This is a genomic window from Vibrio sp. 10N.247.311.49 (genome assembly GCF_041467655.1).
GTDB classification, from domain to species: Bacteria; Pseudomonadota; Gammaproteobacteria; order Enterobacterales; family Vibrionaceae; genus Vibrio; species Vibrio crassostreae_C.
Window position 1 is genome coordinate 108,737 of record NZ_JBFSVA010000010.1, and the last position, 16,604, is coordinate 125,340.

Here is a 16,604-nt window from a genome sequence, read left to right on the forward strand (position 1 = left end):
GTTTGTTGGTGATTTCTACTGCGTTATCGACTTCTTATGTAGGCTAGCTACACTTCAAAGTCTCTGCCTTGTAGAAATCCCCAACAACTCGCTGCAAAAATCATCTCGAAGGGCCAACAGACCCTACTAGACTAGATGTTTCTACTACCGAGCCTACCTTGGTGACTACAGTTTTTAGTGTAGAGACCTCTCTATTCTCACAGCATTTGAATCACCAAATTCTTAATTTATTGCATAGGTTTTGTTGTGAGTACCGATTCCACCCTGAAAGCCCAGAACACCTCTGGCTCGCTTGATTCGATGTTTAAAATCACTGAAAGAAAAACCACGATTGGCACTGAGCTGTATGCGGGTTTCATTACTTTCTTGGCGATGAGTTACATTCTGGCGGTTAACCCAGCAATTTTGGGTGATATTCCAGGCATGGACAAAGGTGCCGTGTTTACTGCAACGGCTCTGTCTGCGGCAATCGCAACCCTAATTATGGGCATTTGGGGCAACTACCCTGTAATGCTAGCGCCGGGCATGAGTATGAACGGCTTTTTCAAAGGTCTGCTGTTAAGTGGATCTGTTGCCGTGCTTTGGAATGAAGCGCTGTTCGGTATCTTCCTATCTGGTATTTTGTACCTTGCGTTCTCATTGACCAATATTCGTAAATCGATGATTGAATCGATTCCTGAAGATTTGAAGTTGGCGATTACCGTGTCTCTCGGACTGTTCATTGCTTTCTTAGGTCTTAAGAATGCGGGCATCATCGTTTCTAACCCATTCGTATTGGTAGGCTTAGGCGACATTTCTGATCCACAAGTGATCATCGCTTACGTGAGCATCTTCATCGCACTGGGTTGTATGGTTCGTGACATCAAGCTAGCAACGTTCATCTCATTCGTTTCTGCTATCGTGTTGACGATTCTTGCTGACGTCTTCATGGGCACTTCAAACGCACCAATCCCAGAGCAGTTCATTGCTATGCCACCAAGCATGGCTGGCAGCTTCGGCGCTATCTTCGATTTCTCTGCTTTCACGCCAGAGAAAATGTTCGACCTACTGTTCATCGTACTTATCTTCTTGATTGTCGATTTCTTTGATGGCTTGAGCACCATTGTCGGCGTTGGCCGTGATGCGGGTATCATCGATAAAGACGGCAAGGTGCCAAACGCGAAATCGGCTCTAGTAGCAGATGCGGGCGGTACTGTGATTGGTTCAATTCTTGGTACCACATCGATCACTGCTTTCTCTGAGTCTGGCATCGCTTCTTCTCAAGGTGCAAAAACGGGTTTGGCAGCAGTCATGGTGGCTGGTCTGTTCCTAATCTCGCTATTCCTATACCCAATCTTCTCTATCTTCTCGGCTGCAATGGTTGCACCGGCGATGGTAGTAGTCGGCATCTACATGGTAGGTCGTCTTGGTCAGATCAACTGGGAAAAGAAAGAGTCACGCATTGCAGCCTTCTTTACCATCATGTTCACAGTGCTAAGCTTCTCTCCAGCGAACGGTATGGCGATGGGCTTCATCAGCTACGCATTCACAATGGTTGTGGCAGGTAAGCGCAAAGAAGTACACCCGCTTATCTACGGACTGTGTGTGGTGTTCTTAACTTACCTGATTCTGCTTTAAGGCTAATTAGTCACTAAGAAGTCGCTAAGTAAAAGACAAACAGATGGCTCTGCAGTGAATGCGGGGCCATTTTTGTATTTGTTGCTTTTTACCGTTGCTTCTTAATGTTGGTTACCGATGAGTTGATGGCGTTAGCCTAAAGTCGGTGCTTTGACAGTACGCGACTTATATTGATGCATGCTATTGTAGAGACTGGATTAATTATTTTTTGAAGAGTGACTATGCCTTCTCACTTACCTAAATCTTTTAGTAAGCCGTTTTTAAAAGTATTCTACATTATGGAAGCGGTATTGCTGGTGGCGATCACGCTCGCGACCTTGTTTGCGATGGTCGAAGAGTTCATGCATGTCTTCGCTGAACGCCGAGTGCAATTGACCGACATTCTGCTGATGTTTATCTATTTAGAAGTGTTGGCGATGGTTCAGCAGTTTGTGATGAACGGTAAGATCCCAGTGCGATACCCAATCTATATCGCGATGATGGCGATTGCTCGTTACATCACTTTGGGCATGAAAGAACTCGATGCGGTATTGATCGTTTGGTTATCTTTAGCGGCATTTATCTTAGCAGCAGCAACTCTGTTGATTCGAGTCGGTCACCATTACTGGCCATATGTCGATCTCAGAACTAAGCAGCCGGACGAGTAAATTTTTTGAGATCAAAGTCTTACAAATCAAGCCCGGTGACCTAGCTGGGCTTGAATTCAAGCCAACCGAACAAAAAAACATCAATTATTTTCAAATAAAGCTTTACAACCCGACCCAGATCACCAAGAATGGCCTCGCTCTGTTTTCAGAGTTATTAAATGAAACATCAGTTGTAAAGTAAAACCCTTAGTATTGCTTCATTGTTATTCTCAGTGTTTCCCTTGGCTTCATAGATACATTAAATAATTCAAGCTTTCAGCGCATCGCACTTTTGGCGATTAATTTTTTATTTTTATATAAGGGACACATCATGTCTAACAAAACAAACGGCGTAGTAAAATGGTTTAACGAAGAGAAAGGTTTCGGTTTCCTAACTCAAGACAACGGCGGCGCTGACGTATTCGTACACTTCCGTGCAATCGCTTCTGAAGGTTTCAAGACTCTTAAAGAAGGCCAACAAGTGTCTTTCGAAGTAGAGCAAGGCCAAAAAGGTCTTCAAGCTGCAAACGTTGTAGCTCTATAAGATTTTAAGTCGGCGCAGGTTGCAACAGCAACTTGCGTCACTTTCTTCCTTAAATCTTTCCCCTTTAGTTCCACCTGTAATACCCCCTTCAAAATATTCTAAAATCCTTTGCTACATCCGCTTCTCTGTTCTATCTATAGCTGTATCTATCTCTTGCTCCAAACAAATCTCCTGCGTAACAACCTGCTCACTTACTCATCCTGATTGGCATTATTGTATCCATAAAAAAAGCCCCTAAAACTAGGAGCTTATCTTGATCTAATCAACACGGTTAGTTAATCAACACTGATTCAGTTAATGGCTATTCAGCGTGTTACTGACAAACTGTTATTCAATATTCTGAATTTGCTCACGCATCTGTTCGATAAGAACCTTAAGCTCTACGCCTGATGCTGTGATGTCTGTGCTGATAGACTTAGACGCTAGCGTGTTTGACTCACGGTTGAACTCTTGCATCATGAAGTCTAGCTTACGGCCACAAGCGCCACCTTTCTTCAGTACTGCATTTGCTTCTTTCACGTGAGAATCTAGACGGTCTAGCTCTTCTGCTACGTCTGACTTCTGCGCAAGTAGGATAAGCTCTTGCTCAACACGAGAACCTTCAAGTTCGATTTTCGCATCTTCAAATTTGGTAAGAAGACGCTCACGTTGCCACTCTAGGATCTCAGGCATGCGTGCACGAACTTTCACTACTTCTTCAGTGATTGCATCTAAGCGCTGTACGATTAGCGCCTTCATGTTCTCACCTTCACGAGCACGAGCATCAATGAACTCTGCGATAGCATCGTTGAATGCTTCAAGTAGGTCTTTGTTGATGGCATCCATGTCTTGCTCTGGCGTTTCCATCACACCAGGCCAGTTCATGACTTGGAATGGGTTCAAACGGCTCTCTTCGCCAGTCATCGTCATTACTTGGTTCGCCGCATTGATTACTTGCTGAGCCAAACCTTCGTTAATGCTTAGTTCTCCCTTTGCAGCAGGGTTTGCTTCAAAGCGTAGGTTACATTCAACCTTACCGCGTGCAAGACGCTTACGGAAACGCTCACGCAAGATTGGCTCTAAACCACGGAACTGTTCAGGCATACGGAAGTAAGTTTCTAGGTAGCGTTGGTTTACACTACGGATTTCCCATACTGCTGTGCCCCAATCGCCTTTTACTTCTTTGCGTGCGTACGCGGTCATACTATAAATCATCGAATTTTCCTGTCTTTTATCATTCTGAAAATAACGCGCACGCATAGTATCACGATATGGTGTGCTCTCGAAGCCTGTCGCTTTTCACTGTAAATAGCCTTTCGTGATAAATAGCTTTGAACGGTAAATAGATTTGCACGATAAACTGCTATATAATCTTGCCCCAATCAAAACTGTCTCACCCCTTTCTTAGGTGATGCACTCTTTCGATAGTAAATCACTTCAGACTGTTAATAAGGTAGATACCAATGCGTCCAAATGACCGCGCTGTAGATCAAATTCGTCCAATTAAAATTACTCGTAACTACACAGCTTATGCTGAAGGTTCTGTATTAGTTGAGTTCGGCAACACTAAAGTTCTATGTAATGCGACGGTAGAAGAAAACGTACCGCGTTGGTTAAAAGGCCAAGGAAAGGGTTGGGTAACGGCTGAATACGGCATGCTGCCACGTGCAACGCACACTCGTAACCGTCGTGAAGCGGCGAGCGGCAAGCAAGGTGGTCGTACGATGGAAATCCAACGTCTGATCGCTCGTAGCCTACGTGCTGTTGTTGACCTGAAAGTAATGGGTGAAATTATGATCACTGTCGATTGTGATGTTATCCAAGCAGACGGCGGTACTCGTACTGCTTCTATCTCAGGTGCAAGCGTTGCAATGGCTGATGCTATCAACAGCCTACTAGCAAGCGGCAAACTGAAAAAGAACCCAATGAAAGGCCACGTAGCGGCAGTTTCAGTGGGCATCGTTGGTGCACAAGCACTGTGTGACCTTGAGTACGTTGAAGACTCAGCAGCCGATACCGACATGAACGTTGTAATGACGGAAGACGGTAAGATGATTGAGATTCAAGGTACCGCAGAAGGCGAACCGTTCAGCCACGAAGAGTTGATGCAGCTTTTAGCCCTGGCTAATAAGGGCATTGCCGATATCGTCGAAGCGCAGAAAGCTGCGTTGGCCGACTAGTCATTTTTAATAGCTCCCAATTTGGGGGCTATTTTTTTGTCTGTAAAACCTGAAAGGGTGGTACAGGGCGTAAGTTAAGTTTTATTGAGTAAACATAGAGGATGAGCATGAAAGCATATCAACGTGAATTTATTGAATTTGCACTAGAGAAAGAAGTACTTAAGTTTGGTGAGTTTACTTTAAAGTCTGGCCGCAAGAGCCCTTACTTCTTCAATGCTGGATTGTTTAATACAGGTCGTGACCTAGCGCGCTTAGGTCGCTTCTACGCAGCAGCATTGGCTGATTCTGGCATTGAGTTTGATGTACTATTTGGTCCTGCATACAAGGGTATCCCAATTGCAACGACGACAGCGGTTGCACTGGCAGATCACCACGATGTAGATACGCCTTACTGTTTTAACCGTAAAGAAGCGAAAAACCACGGTGAAGGTGGCAACCTTGTCGGTAGCGCGCTTGAAGGTCGCATCATGTTAGTGGACGACGTGATCACTGCAGGTACTGCGATTCGTGAGTCGATGGAAATCATCCAAGCAAATGGCGCTGATTTAGCGGGCGTGCTTGTTGCTATCGACCGTCAAGAGAAGGGCAAAGGCGAACTGTCTGCGATTCAAGAAGTTGAGCGTGACTTCGGTTGTGCGATTATCTCAATCGTTAGCCTGACTGACTTGGTGACTTTCCTTGAAGAGAAAGGCACCGACGCAGCGCATCTAGAGTCAGTAAAAGCGTACCGCGCTCAATATGGTATCTAATGCCTGAAGTTTTGAACCTGATGGTTTAGATCCCTAGGTTTAGAATTTCAAAACGAGAAAGGCCCGAGAGATAAATATCTTTCGGGCCTTTTACTTTTCTATTGAGGTGAGCTGCTTTCTTATCTGAAGATAGGTGCTCTATTTGTAACGAATGCCGCGTTCAGCTTCTGGGTCTTCCATAGTCTTAAATCGCTTGTGCAGCCACATCCACTGTTCTGGTGCTCTTAAGATAATCTTCTCAAGGTAGCGGTTCATGTAGGCGGCAGCCGCTTTCTCATCTTTCTGCGGGTAGTTTTCTTCGATTGACTCATCAGCCATGATTTCATATTTGCCGTTGGCATTTCTAAAACCAGACCCCGGAACAAGTGCACATCGGCTCGTATAAGCCAGAATACTGGTGCCTGTTGTGGTACACGCATCTTCTACTGCGAAGAAAGGCACAAACACAGATTTGTTACGGCCGTAATCATGATCCGGTAGGTAGAAAAGGATCTCACCCTGACGCAGGATTCGAATCATACGCTTCACGTCTTTACGGTGAATCAGGCGGTTGCCGTTCTGAGTACGACCACGGTATTGAATGAATTCATAAGCCGGATTGTTGTGCGGGCGATAAACACCTAAACCTGAAATACCGAGAACAGCCATTGCTCGCGCAGTGATCTCTAGGTTTAAGGCATGCACACAGCATAGAAGAACACCTTTACCGTTAGCTTTGTGCGTACGCAGTGTTTGGGTGTCTTTATCTACTAGGATGCGCTTGAAGCGCCACGTAGGCCAAAACCAGGTAATGCCGGTTTCGATGAGTGCCATACCTGTGTTCTTAAAGTTCTCACTGACCATTGCCGCGACTTCATCTGCTGGCTTGTCTGGGAAGGCGAGCTCCAAGTTACGTGTTGCTACCGCGACGCGCTTTTTACCATAGCGAGCACCCAAAGAGCCTAACGATCGGCCTAACAGCAGTAAGAGGCGATAAGGGAGAACGTTAACAATAAGCGCCAATAACCCAAAACCAAACCATACACCCCAATATTTAGGGTGAAGTAGAGCTAGAGTAAAAGGCGGCTTAGTAATCACGTGTTGTGCTGTGCCGTTTGCTGAAGAAGTTTTCGTCGTCATAACCATCACTTAAGATTTGATTGCTACTTAATTTGATTGTTACTTAATCTGAGCGCTTAGCAGAGCCCAATAAGCATCAAAGTTTTCTGTTGGTTGATATTTGAAGTCTGAGCGAACAAATCGATTCAAGCTGCCTTCAACTTGACCGAGCAGTTGAGCGGCTAAGATTTTCTCATCAACCGGGAATGATTTCCCTTCACGAAGCTTTCTTTCACGCAGGATCTGGCGAAGTTGCGTCTCAATGCGTTCGAAAAGTTGGTTGATGCGTTCACGCAGGCGCTCATTCTCAAACATTAGGGCATGGCCCGACAAAATACGAGTCAAACCAGGGTTGCGCTCAGAAAAGACTAAGATAAGTTGCATCACGAGGCGGATACGCTCAAGAGTGTCTTTTTCTTCATCGAGAATGCGGTTGATTCGAGACATCAACGCTTCTTCAATGAACTCTATTAGGCCTTCAAACATGCGAGCTTTGCTTGGGAAGTGGCGGTAGAGCGCAGCTTCAGATACGCCGACTTGCTTGGCCAACTTTACCGTTGTGATACGAGAAGCACCTTCGGTCGATTCCAACATTTGTGCGAGAGCTTGTAGGATTTCTTCACGACGGTTTGATTTTCGAGTACCAGCCATCTATTTACTTCCTTTCCTAAAGATGAGGATTGAGTGAAGCAGGATTATAAACACCATTCAATTCTGTTTCCTAGTTTTGTGAGCCCTAGGTCAACAGAATCGAGAGGTGTCAGCACATTGTCAGAGCGAAATCGTATATTTATTCGACAATAAGTTGTTGGATCTGATCGAGGATCTGGAAACCAAGTGTGTCTTTGCTATCCAGTGGCAGAGATTTATCACCGTCTTTCCAATAAAGGTGCAATTCATTACTGCTGCTGTTGAAGCCTTGTCCTTCGACAGAGACATCATTAGCACAAATCATATCGAGGTTCTTTCTTTCCAGTTTGCCGCGCGCGTACTTCTCAACATCTTGAGTTTCTGCTGCGAAGCCTACGGTAAATGGACGGCCTTCCGTCATTGAGGCAACAGAAGCGACAATGTCCGGGTTCTTAACCATTTGAATGGTCATGTCATCTTTACCATCCACTTTTTTAAGCTTCTGGTCTGCAATGGTCTCGGGGCGATAATCGGCAACCGCAGCGCAGCTGATGAAAATATCGTGTTGAGCTGCGTTGGCAGTAACGGCATCAAACATCTGTTGTGCGCTGTCGACATCAATACGATTAACCTTGTTTGGCGTCGCTAATGAAACAGGGCCACTGATTAGAGTCACTGTTGCGCCTTGTTTAGCGGCCGCTTCAGCCAGTGCATAGCCCATCTTGCCTGAGCTGTGGTTAGTAATGTAACGCACCGGGTCGATGGCTTCACGAGTTGGACCCGCCGTAATTAACACCGAACGGCCAGCAAGTGGTTTAGGTTGGAAGAAGTCTTCACAACGATGCACAAGCTGCATTGGTTCTAGCATACGACCCATGCCGACATCACCACACGCTTGTTCGCCTGCGGCAGGGCCCCAGATTTCACAGCCACGACGTTTTAGCGTCGCGATATTCTCTTGAGTCGCTGGGTGGCTGTACATCTGTTGGTTCATTGCCGGAGATACCGCAACTGGCGCATCGGTTGCTAAAAGCAGCGTGGTCAGCAGGTCGTTGCCCATACCCGCCGTCATGCGAGCAATAAGATCTGCGGTTGCTGGCGCTAGTAATACCAAGTCAGCCCATTTTGCGAGCTCGATGTGCCCCATGGAAGCCTCAGCAGCAGGATCAAGCAAACTATCAGACACTGGCCTTCCAGAGACGGCTTGCATGGTGAGAGGAGTGATGAACTCCTTGGCTGCATTTGTCATCACGACTTGTACTTGCGCCCCACGTTCAATTAAGCGTCGAGTCAGTTCGGCACATTTATACGCAGCGATACCACCACTAATGCCAAGTAGGATTTTTTTCCCAGCTAGGCCTTGTAGGTCAGCGTTATCCAGTTGATTAACCAATGTTTGCATGATTCTGTTCCTTAATTTCTCTGCGACTTACGATATCAGAACAAAGGATAAGTGCCTAGAAGCAGAACTCGAACAGAGTTGACGCTCATCAAGTTGGTGTTATCAAACTTATCAATTACACGATTTTGTTAGTGTCTCGTTTCCTTTGATCTCTATCGAAGGATCTCTGATTACGATCTCATTAAGGTGATGGGTTGTGTTCATGACCAATGATTGTCTTTATATGCCAATAGATAAAATACCTGCCGAATCGATGCCGAGAGAAAAGTTGTTAAATAGAGGGCCTGATTCTTTGAGTGATGCTGAACTGCTCGCGATATTCCTGCGAACAGGGACACAAGGAATGAACGTGTTGGAACTCGCTGACAAGTTGATCAAAGACTTTGGCTCACTCCGTCATCTTTTTTCAGCAACACAGGAAGAGTTTTGTGCTCATAAAGGGATGGGGCAGGCCAAGTATGTTCAATTGCAGGCTGTATTAGAGATGACGCAGCGTTATCTAGCAGAGACTTTATCTCGTGGAGATGCGCTTACGAGCCCTAGCCATACTAAGCTTTATCTTTCGAGCATGTTGCGTGATCGCCAGCGAGAAGCCTTCTATATATTGTTCCTCGATAACCAAAATAGGGTAATAAAGGACGAGGTGATGTTTGAAGGAACCATCGATGCCGCATCGGTTTACCCGCGGGAAGTGGTTAAACGGGCACTTCATCATAATGCGGCGGCATTAATCTTAGCTCATAACCATCCTTCAGGTGTTGCTGAGCCCAGCCAAGCGGATAGGCGGATTACACGCCGATTAACCGATGCATTAGCGCTGGTGGACATCCGAGTTCTCGACCATTTTGTCGTTGGAGATGGCGAAGTTGTCTCTTTTGCAGAGCGTGGATGGATTTGAATCACATTTTAGGTTGTTAGTTGCGTTAAATCTGCTATTATTCCGCCCACATTTTTAGACCTAAAATCAGCTCTGATTACTCAAGCAAGCTGCGCTGCACAAAAAAAGATCACGAAATCCGTAAAAAGGATCTGTTCGGGTCTTGAGCAATGCGTGTCAAGTTAGTATAATGCGCGACCTTTGATAGCCTTGTATGGATTTTCCATAACGGTTTTTACCTTCTATTTTAACTGATAGAGAGGTTCGGCCACCAAGGTTGATATCGAGCTGAAACGATTGGAGAAGACATTCATGTCCCGAGTATGCCAAGTAACTGGTAAGCGTCCAGTAACGGGTAACAACCGTTCACACGCACGCAATGCTACTAAGCGCCGTTTTCTGCCGAACCTACAAACTCATCGTTTCTGGGTAGAGAGCGAAAAACGTTTTGTTAAACTACGTCTAACTGCTAAAGGCATGCGTATCATTGATAAGAAAGGCATCGATGCTGTTCTTGTTGATATCCGTGCACGTGGCGAAAACGTTTAAGAGGAATTAAGCAATGGCTAAAGGCATTCGTGAGAAAATTCGTCTAGTATCTTCTGCAGGTACTGGTCACTTCTACACAACTGATAAGAACAAGCGTAACATGCCAGGCAAATTTGAGATCAAAAAGTTTGATCCAGTAGTTCGCCAACACGTTATGTACAAAGAAGCTAAAATCAAGTAATTGATGCTTTTTTTGCTCTTCTTCAGTAGAAGAAAGAATTGAAAAACCCAGTTTAATCGCTGGGTTTTTTTATATCTAAAATTTGAGTAACTCAATTGTTCTTGCTTGATATAGCCTCTGATAGATAGAAATCTGTACAACATAGAAAGTATTGCCACTTTCACGATATACTGAATGTTCAATAGGTTAGATGAGCAGAATCAGATGAGATATCGTGGACGCCGGTGGAACAACATACTCATGTTCAGTGTGATCGCTTTTATTGGCGTGTTAAACCTTCCAACATTGATCAAAGCGTACCTTATCGAGCCTGAACCGCAGGTTGATAGCCCTTATCCTTATCTCCTGAACCCAACAGCAAAGCTTCAAGCGTTACACTTTGCTAAGTGGTCTGTCATTCAACAAGATAATCAATGGGTTTACCAGTTCGAAGATACTGACTTTCCTCAAGCCACCAATGCACAAGAGCTGTCACAACGTTGGAAAGAGCTTGTGGGCACGGAAGTCGACTCACAGACCTACACAGACCTTACGCCTCGGTTAAATACACCACACACCATCGAAGTATGGTATCAAGACCAAGAAGAGCCCCAGCGTATTACCTATTATCAATTGCCTGAGTTCTGGTTGTTAAAAAACTGGAATGATCAGTGGTTGGCGGTGTCTATTGAAGAGAGCTACCTGTTTCCAAGCTTTAACGCTAACCACTCCTCTAAATCGGACGACTAACTATGCCTGAATTACCCGAAGTCGAAGTAAGCCGTATGGGGATCTCGCCTCATTTAGTTGGCGAGACCATTAAAACCCTTACTTTTCGCACGCCTAAGCTGCGTTGGGATATCCCACAAGAGTTAAAAGCATTAGAAGGGCAGGTGATTCGCTCTATCTCGCGCCGTGCAAAGTACCTATTGATTGAAACGGATACTGGCACTGCCATTGTTCACCTTGGTATGTCTGGCTCACTACGCGTATTAGATGCTGACTTCCCAGCAGCAAAGCACGATCACGTGGATCTTAAGCTCACTAATGGAAAAGTACTACGCTACAACGATCCACGTCGTTTTGGCGCTTGGCTGTGGTCTGCTCCCGACGAAACACACCCTGTGTTACTCGGTTCTGGCCCTGAGCCGTTAACGGACGACTTTAACGCTGATTACATCGCTGAGAAAGCAGAAAAGCGTAAAGTCGCAGTCAAGCAGTTCATCATGGACAACAAAGTAGTGGTCGGTGTCGGGAATATCTACGCTAACGAAGCGCTATTTGCTTCACGTATTAGCCCTTTGCGCCCTGCAAGCAAAGTGACAAAACAAGAGTGGGCCTTGTTAACCCAAGAGATCAAACAAGTGCTTGCCACCGCCATCAAGCAAGGCGGCACTACTTTAAAAGATTTTGCGCAAGCAGATGGCAAGCCGGGGTATTTCGCCCAAGAGCTGCAAGTCTATGGAAAAGCAGGCGAAAAGTGCCCAAGCTGTGAAGCTCTAATCCAAGAGTTAAAAATAGGGCAGAGGAATACGTTTTTTTGCGAAGAGTGCCAAGTATAAAAAAACTGAACGCGCGTTCACTTTTTACTGCTAGTAGATATAAGTGCTAGTCGCTACAATTACATTAATGATATGAATTGAGAATAGTAGAATGAAATATTTAGTAACTGGCGTTGCCGGTTTTATCGGCTCTGCAGTGTCAGAGCGACTATGCGCAGCAGGCCATGAGGTTGTCGGTATTGATAACTTGAATGACTACTACGAAGTCTCTTTAAAGCATGACCGCCTTAAACGTATCGAACATGAAAACCTGACCTTTATTGAGCTGGATCTTGCTGATAGAGAGGGCATGGCGAAGCTGTTTGCTGAGCAAAAATTTGACCGTGTGATTCATTTAGCAGCGCAAGCTGGCGTTCGTTACTCAATTGATAACCCAATGGCGTATGCCGATAGCAACCTTGTCGGTCACTTAGCTATTCTTGAAGGCTGTCGCCATAATAAGGTTGAACACCTCGTTTATGCTTCATCGAGTTCCGTTTATGGCTTGAATCAAAAAATGCCATTCCATACAGCAGACAGTGTTGATCACCCGATTTCACTGTACGCCGCGACTAAGAAGTCGAATGAGTTGATGGCGCATACCTATTCTCATTTATACGACGTACCAACGACAGGTCTTCGCTTCTTTACGGTTTACGGCCCTTGGAGTCGCCCTGATATGGCGATGTTCAAGTTTGCGAATCTAATCGTAGCGGGCAAAGAAATCGACATTTATAACAACGGCGACATGATGCGTGACTTCACTTATATCGATGATATCGTTGAAGGTATTATTCGTGTTCAAGATCGTATTCCAGCCAAGCAACCAGATTGGACAGTTGAACAAGGGTCACCAGCAACCAGTTCTGCTCCGTATCGCGTGTTTAACATCGGTCATGGCAGCCCGGTTAAATTAATGGACTACATCGAAGCATTAGAAGGTGCTCTAGGTGTTGAAGCGAAAAAGAACTTCATGCCAATGCAGCCTGGTGATGTGTACGCGACTTACGCTGATACGGAAGATTTGTTTGAAGCGGTTGGCTATAAACCTCAAGTGAAGATCCAAGAAGGCGCGAAAGCTTTCGCGGATTGGTATAAAGCCTATTACTCGCTGTAGTAATTGATAAACTTTGAATAAAAAATAGCGCTCAATGAGCGCTATTTTTATAGGTAATCGCATGATTGCTTTTTAGGTATAAACATAAGCATAAAGAGAGGGGGCAATTTAATGTGAGTGTACTTTTCCTAGACCTAGAATTTTGGTCTGAACTCTTTATCTAGTACTGCAAGGTGATAAAGGTTTGTTGATAGATTAAGTGCCATACTCTTTATTTTGTTCACAATCTTCATAAAGGCGACAGAATAGTCTTTTCTACCTTTATGTTTACGACTACCGATAATTGACGGCCGTTTACTACGCTGTAATCCAGCAGAAGAAACACCAAACATGGGGTGCTTATGAATCCAAGTATTCCTTAAGAATACATCAACTGGATAATTAAAAGTTGAACTTTGTTCGATGAAAGCTTGTGCCGCTTTGGGAGATATAGCATAGCAGGCGGTTCCTTGAGGAACTTTTAAATACTTTACAAGATGCTGTGTATCGTACTTATCAACTGAATAATGTAGTCTATTCTTACTGTCTTGTAAGCGAATAAAACCACACTGCTCAATATGCTGCTCGGCGATAGTCAAAGTATTGCGAAATATATCGATATCAATATCGGCATGATCTTCGAAGACTAAAATGGGTTCATTTAACTCTATGCATTTTTGCCAAATAAGATAATGGCTTGCATAACACCCCACTTCCCCAATTGCATGCGGTCTACCCATATTGTGTAAAAAAGCTCTATCGTGAATTCTTGTTAGTAGAGGATGTTCATCGGTTCGTGCATCCACTCCGATAAAAAACTCAAAATCAACCTGAGCATCCTTAAGGGCGTTAGCTGTTGATTTTTGCCTACAATGGTTTGCTTTTAAGGTAATACAGTATGATTTCATAAAGCTATATTGATGTATTTATTCACAAGAAATTATGTTATCACTCGTTTGGCTTTTTGTAATGATTGTTCGCTTTGTTAGAGGTTATGGTTGTGACGAACCTCAAGAGTGTTCGGGGTTCGCATGATCTGATTCATCGGTTCTGCAGTGTTAGAGCTAATATGTAGGGGTCTAAATGAATTTATCTGTCTCAAAAAATAGCGCTCAATGAGCGCTATTTTTTTCGGTTTAGGTAAAGAGAATTACTTGGCTGTCTTCAGCTTTATCTCGGCTGCCACCTTTTGTGGCACAAACTGGCTAATGTCTCCACCATGAATGGCCACCTCTCGAACTATTGTCGAAGAGAGGAATGCATACTCCTCTGAAGGTGTTAAAAATACACTTTCAAGGCCTGGAAGTAGCTTTCTGTACATGCTGGTGAGTCCAAACTCGTACTCAAAATCCATGGTTGTTCTTAGGCCTCGCACCAACACATTCGCTTGCTGCTGTTTAGCAAAATCGACCAGTAACCCCGAAAATCCTTCAACAGACACGTTAGGTAAGTGAGACACCGCATCACGTAACAACTCTACACGTTCATCTAATTCAAACATGGTTTTTTTACTTGGGCTCGCTGCTACTCCAACAGTGATATGGTCAAACATGCTAGCGGCACGAACAATGATATCAAGGTGGCCATTGGTCACCGGATCAAAAGTTCCTGGATAAATAACGTGTGTGCTCATTTTAGCTGTCCTTGCTTAATGTAGTGTTCGAATTCGGTGCTTTACTAGAGTTTAAGGCCTTATCGAGTTGCTGCTTTACCATATCGAGTGTGATGTCTTTCATCAGGTCATCGCCTTTAGCACGGGTTCCCCATGGAAGGTCTGCGACTGGTTTACCTTGTTGTGCTTCTACGTGCTGTTGATAAACACTCACTACGATATCGAGATCGTTGTAAGGTCCTGTTCTACGAGGATCGCTGTGCGCGTACAAGCCGATTACAGGCGTTGACTGCGTAGTTGCCAAGTGGGCTGGGCCAGTATCAGGTGCCAATACCACCGTTGCATGTTTCAGTACGGCAGTCAGTTGCTTCAAGTTCGTTTTGCCAATCAAGTTGGTTACTGGCGACTGGCATAATTTTTCGATGTCGCTACCAAGGTTAACTTCTCTTGGTGCCGGAGAACCACATAACACCACTTGCATGCCTTGTTCGACAGCATAATCAGCAATAGCTGCATATCGCTCAGTTAACCAATTGCGTGAATCTTTGCTTGCAGCTGGGGAGATAACCAAGGTCGGCTTGTCTGCCATGGTGCTAATTGCGAGTTGTTCATCTTCAGGTGTCAAAGGGATATCCCATTGAGGCTTATCGAAGGGGACACCAATGTAGCGAGCAAATTCGGCAAAGTTATCCAACACATGAAACTTATCTGAAATAGGTAGATGGTGGTTGGTAAAGAGTGACTGCATTTCACGAGTACGGTTTTTGCCAAATCCCACTTTGCACTTCGCCTTTATCCCCCAAGATAGCACGCTGGCTCTGAGTGCGGCTTGCATATGCAGAAGTGCATCAAATTTACGATCAGATAGCTGACGCCATAATTCACGCATTCCTTTGAAGCCTTGTTTCTTATCGAAAACAATCACCTCAATACCGGGTAGATCACCGATCAGCATGGCTTCTATTTTGCCCGTTATCCAAGTGATTTTCGTTTCAGGCCACTGCTTCTGGATGGCTTGAACCACAGAAATAGCATGACAAACATCGCCAATCGCGGAGAGGCGAAGTATGCAAAGAGATTGAGGTGCAGTTGAGAACAGTGACATAAAGTGCCCGAAAAAAGTGAATAACATCAGAATTATGCAGATACTCGCATTAGTTGTAAAATAGCAATGACGAAAAGCGACCCAAAGGCCTCATAGATGGAAACGATTAGCACCAAGAACCAAACAATTTGGTACGACCCTGAACTTTTGGCTCAGGTACCAGAGGGCGATATCGCTCAGATCTTTGAGGCTGAATATTGGCAGCAACAAGACGCCATTTCAGGCAGTGCTCAAGGACGCGGTACCACATGGTTCATCCAGCTTGATGGAATACAGGCCGCATTGCGCCATTATCGCCGTGGCGGATTGTTTGGGAAGCTAGTCGAAGACCAATATCGCTTCTCTGATTGGGAAAGCACGCGCTGTGCGATGGAGCTTAATGTTCTCAAGGCATTGGCAAACTCAGGTGTGAATGTACCGAAGCCCATTGCTGCTAGAGCCATTAAAAGCGGACTACTTTATCGAGCGGACTTAATGTCTGAACGAATTCCCAATGCCAAAGATCTGGTTGATGTCTTGGTCAATGGCCCGATAGATGCGGATGTTTATCGTCGAATTGGGCAAGAGGTACGCAAGATGCACGATGCTGGGGTTAATCATACCGATCTCAACATTCATAATATCTTGCTTGATACTTCACAAAACGTGTGGATTATTGACTTTGATAAGTGTGGTCATCAAGCGGGTGATGACTGGAAAGAAGACAACTTGAATCGCTTAAAGCGCTCGTTCTTAAAAGAAGTGAACAAGCGCCAGATTCAATGGCAAGAGCAGGATTGGGAACCGTTATTGCAAGGCTACCAAGGTTAGTTGCTGTTAGTTAAGAGTGGTGACTAGCT

The 16,604-nt window shown here is 44.9% G+C and carries 19 protein-coding genes; 12 read left to right on the plus strand and 7 right to left on the minus strand.

The window, feature by feature from the left end; translation table 11 throughout:
* Positions 1-246 precede the first annotated feature (246 nt).
* From AB6E54_RS12065 to AB6E54_RS12075, 3 genes are all read left to right on the plus strand, one after another.
* Positions 247-1,617 carry an NCS2 family permease gene (locus tag AB6E54_RS12065; RefSeq protein ID WP_102332606.1) on the plus strand — a complete coding sequence of 457 codons (1,371 nt, stop codon included), beginning with the start codon at positions 247-249 and terminating at the stop codon, positions 1,615-1,617.
* Between the two features lie 221 nt (positions 1,618-1,838).
* Positions 1,839-2,264, plus strand: coding sequence for a phosphate-starvation-inducible protein PsiE (locus AB6E54_RS12070; RefSeq protein ID WP_102332607.1), 426 nt, complete (start codon positions 1,839-1,841; stop codon positions 2,262-2,264).
* Between the two features lie 310 nt (positions 2,265-2,574).
* Complete coding sequence (locus AB6E54_RS12075; protein ID WP_004735656.1) at positions 2,575-2,787, plus strand: cold-shock protein; 213 nt, start codon at positions 2,575-2,577, stop codon at positions 2,785-2,787.
* 327 nt (positions 2,788-3,114) lie between these two features.
* Here AB6E54_RS12075 and AB6E54_RS12080 read toward each other — a convergent pair whose 3' ends face one another.
* The gene (locus AB6E54_RS12080) at positions 3,115-3,981 is read right to left on the minus strand and encodes a YicC/YloC family endoribonuclease (RefSeq protein WP_048618554.1); all 867 of its coding nucleotides are present in this window, start codon (positions 3,979-3,981) and stop codon (positions 3,115-3,117) included.
* A gap of 248 nt (positions 3,982-4,229) precedes the next feature.
* Here AB6E54_RS12080 and rph point away from each other — a divergent pair, with 248 nt between their 5' ends.
* Both rph and pyrE read left to right on the plus strand, forming a co-directional pair.
* Complete coding sequence (gene rph, locus AB6E54_RS12085; protein ID WP_009847983.1) at positions 4,230-4,946, plus strand: ribonuclease PH; 717 nt, start codon at positions 4,230-4,232, stop codon at positions 4,944-4,946.
* Positions 4,947-5,053: 107 nt separating this feature from the next.
* Positions 5,054-5,695, plus strand: a complete 642-nt coding sequence (gene pyrE / locus AB6E54_RS12090; protein WP_017059267.1) for an orotate phosphoribosyltransferase — start codon at positions 5,054-5,056, stop codon at positions 5,693-5,695.
* A gap of 138 nt (positions 5,696-5,833) precedes the next feature.
* Here the strand turns inward: pyrE and lpxL are convergent, their stop codons facing one another.
* The 3 genes from lpxL to coaBC form a co-directional block, all read right to left on the minus strand.
* On the minus strand, positions 5,834-6,814 hold the full coding sequence (lpxL, locus tag AB6E54_RS12095) for an LpxL/LpxP family Kdo(2)-lipid IV(A) lauroyl/palmitoleoyl acyltransferase (protein ID WP_102332608.1): 981 nt from the start codon (positions 6,812-6,814) through the stop codon (positions 5,834-5,836).
* A 39-nt stretch (positions 6,815-6,853) separates the two neighbouring features.
* Entirely contained in the window at positions 6,854-7,444 is a 591-nt protein-coding gene (gene slmA, locus AB6E54_RS12100; protein WP_016768952.1) for a nucleoid occlusion factor SlmA, read from the minus strand.
* 139 nt (positions 7,445-7,583) lie between these two features.
* On the minus strand, positions 7,584-8,825 hold the full coding sequence (gene coaBC, locus AB6E54_RS12105; RefSeq protein WP_102548306.1) for a bifunctional phosphopantothenoylcysteine decarboxylase/phosphopantothenate--cysteine ligase CoaBC: 1,242 nt from the start codon (positions 8,823-8,825) through the stop codon (positions 7,584-7,586).
* 223 nt (positions 8,826-9,048) lie between these two features.
* On the opposite strand from coaBC, the gene radC reads away from it, so the two are divergent.
* From radC to AB6E54_RS12135, 6 genes are all read left to right on the plus strand, one after another.
* Positions 9,049-9,723, plus strand: a complete 675-nt coding sequence (radC, locus tag AB6E54_RS12110) for a DNA repair protein RadC (protein WP_017071069.1) — start codon at positions 9,049-9,051, stop codon at positions 9,721-9,723.
* 291 nt (positions 9,724-10,014) lie between these two features.
* Entirely contained in the window at positions 10,015-10,251 is a 237-nt protein-coding gene (gene rpmB, locus AB6E54_RS12115; RefSeq protein ID WP_004728407.1) for a 50S ribosomal protein L28, read from the plus strand.
* 13 nt (positions 10,252-10,264) lie between these two features.
* Positions 10,265-10,432, plus strand: a complete 168-nt coding sequence (gene rpmG / locus AB6E54_RS12120) for a 50S ribosomal protein L33 (protein WP_002535344.1) — start codon at positions 10,265-10,267, stop codon at positions 10,430-10,432.
* Positions 10,433-10,636: 204 nt separating this feature from the next.
* Positions 10,637-11,161, plus strand: coding sequence for a hypothetical protein (locus AB6E54_RS12125; protein WP_032546317.1), 525 nt, complete (start codon positions 10,637-10,639; stop codon positions 11,159-11,161).
* Positions 11,162-11,163: 2 nt separating this feature from the next.
* Complete coding sequence (gene mutM, locus AB6E54_RS12130; RefSeq protein WP_372105875.1) at positions 11,164-11,973, plus strand: bifunctional DNA-formamidopyrimidine glycosylase/DNA-(apurinic or apyrimidinic site) lyase; 810 nt, start codon at positions 11,164-11,166, stop codon at positions 11,971-11,973.
* A 91-nt stretch (positions 11,974-12,064) separates the two neighbouring features.
* Entirely contained in the window at positions 12,065-13,069 is a 1,005-nt protein-coding gene (locus AB6E54_RS12135) for an NAD-dependent epimerase (protein ID WP_010433784.1), read from the plus strand.
* Between the two features lie 134 nt (positions 13,070-13,203).
* Here the strand turns inward: AB6E54_RS12135 and AB6E54_RS12140 are convergent, their stop codons facing one another.
* The 3 genes from AB6E54_RS12140 to AB6E54_RS12150 form a co-directional block, all read right to left on the minus strand.
* Positions 13,204-13,956: a glycosyltransferase family 25 protein gene (locus AB6E54_RS12140; RefSeq protein ID WP_016792613.1), complete on the minus strand. Its 753-nt coding sequence runs from the start codon at positions 13,954-13,956 to the stop codon at positions 13,204-13,206.
* A 242-nt stretch (positions 13,957-14,198) separates the two neighbouring features.
* Positions 14,199-14,681: a pantetheine-phosphate adenylyltransferase gene (coaD, locus tag AB6E54_RS12145; RefSeq protein ID WP_010433787.1), complete on the minus strand. Its 483-nt coding sequence runs from the start codon at positions 14,679-14,681 to the stop codon at positions 14,199-14,201.
* A 1-nt stretch (position 14,682) separates the two neighbouring features.
* Entirely contained in the window at positions 14,683-15,765 is a 1,083-nt protein-coding gene (locus AB6E54_RS12150; RefSeq protein WP_010433790.1) for a glycosyltransferase family 9 protein, read from the minus strand.
* A gap of 96 nt (positions 15,766-15,861) precedes the next feature.
* On the opposite strand from AB6E54_RS12150, the gene AB6E54_RS12155 reads away from it, so the two are divergent.
* A complete protein-coding gene (locus AB6E54_RS12155; protein WP_010433793.1) occupies positions 15,862-16,575 on the plus strand; it encodes a 3-deoxy-D-manno-octulosonic acid kinase in 714 nt (237 codons plus the stop codon).
* Positions 16,576-16,604 lie beyond the last annotated feature (29 nt).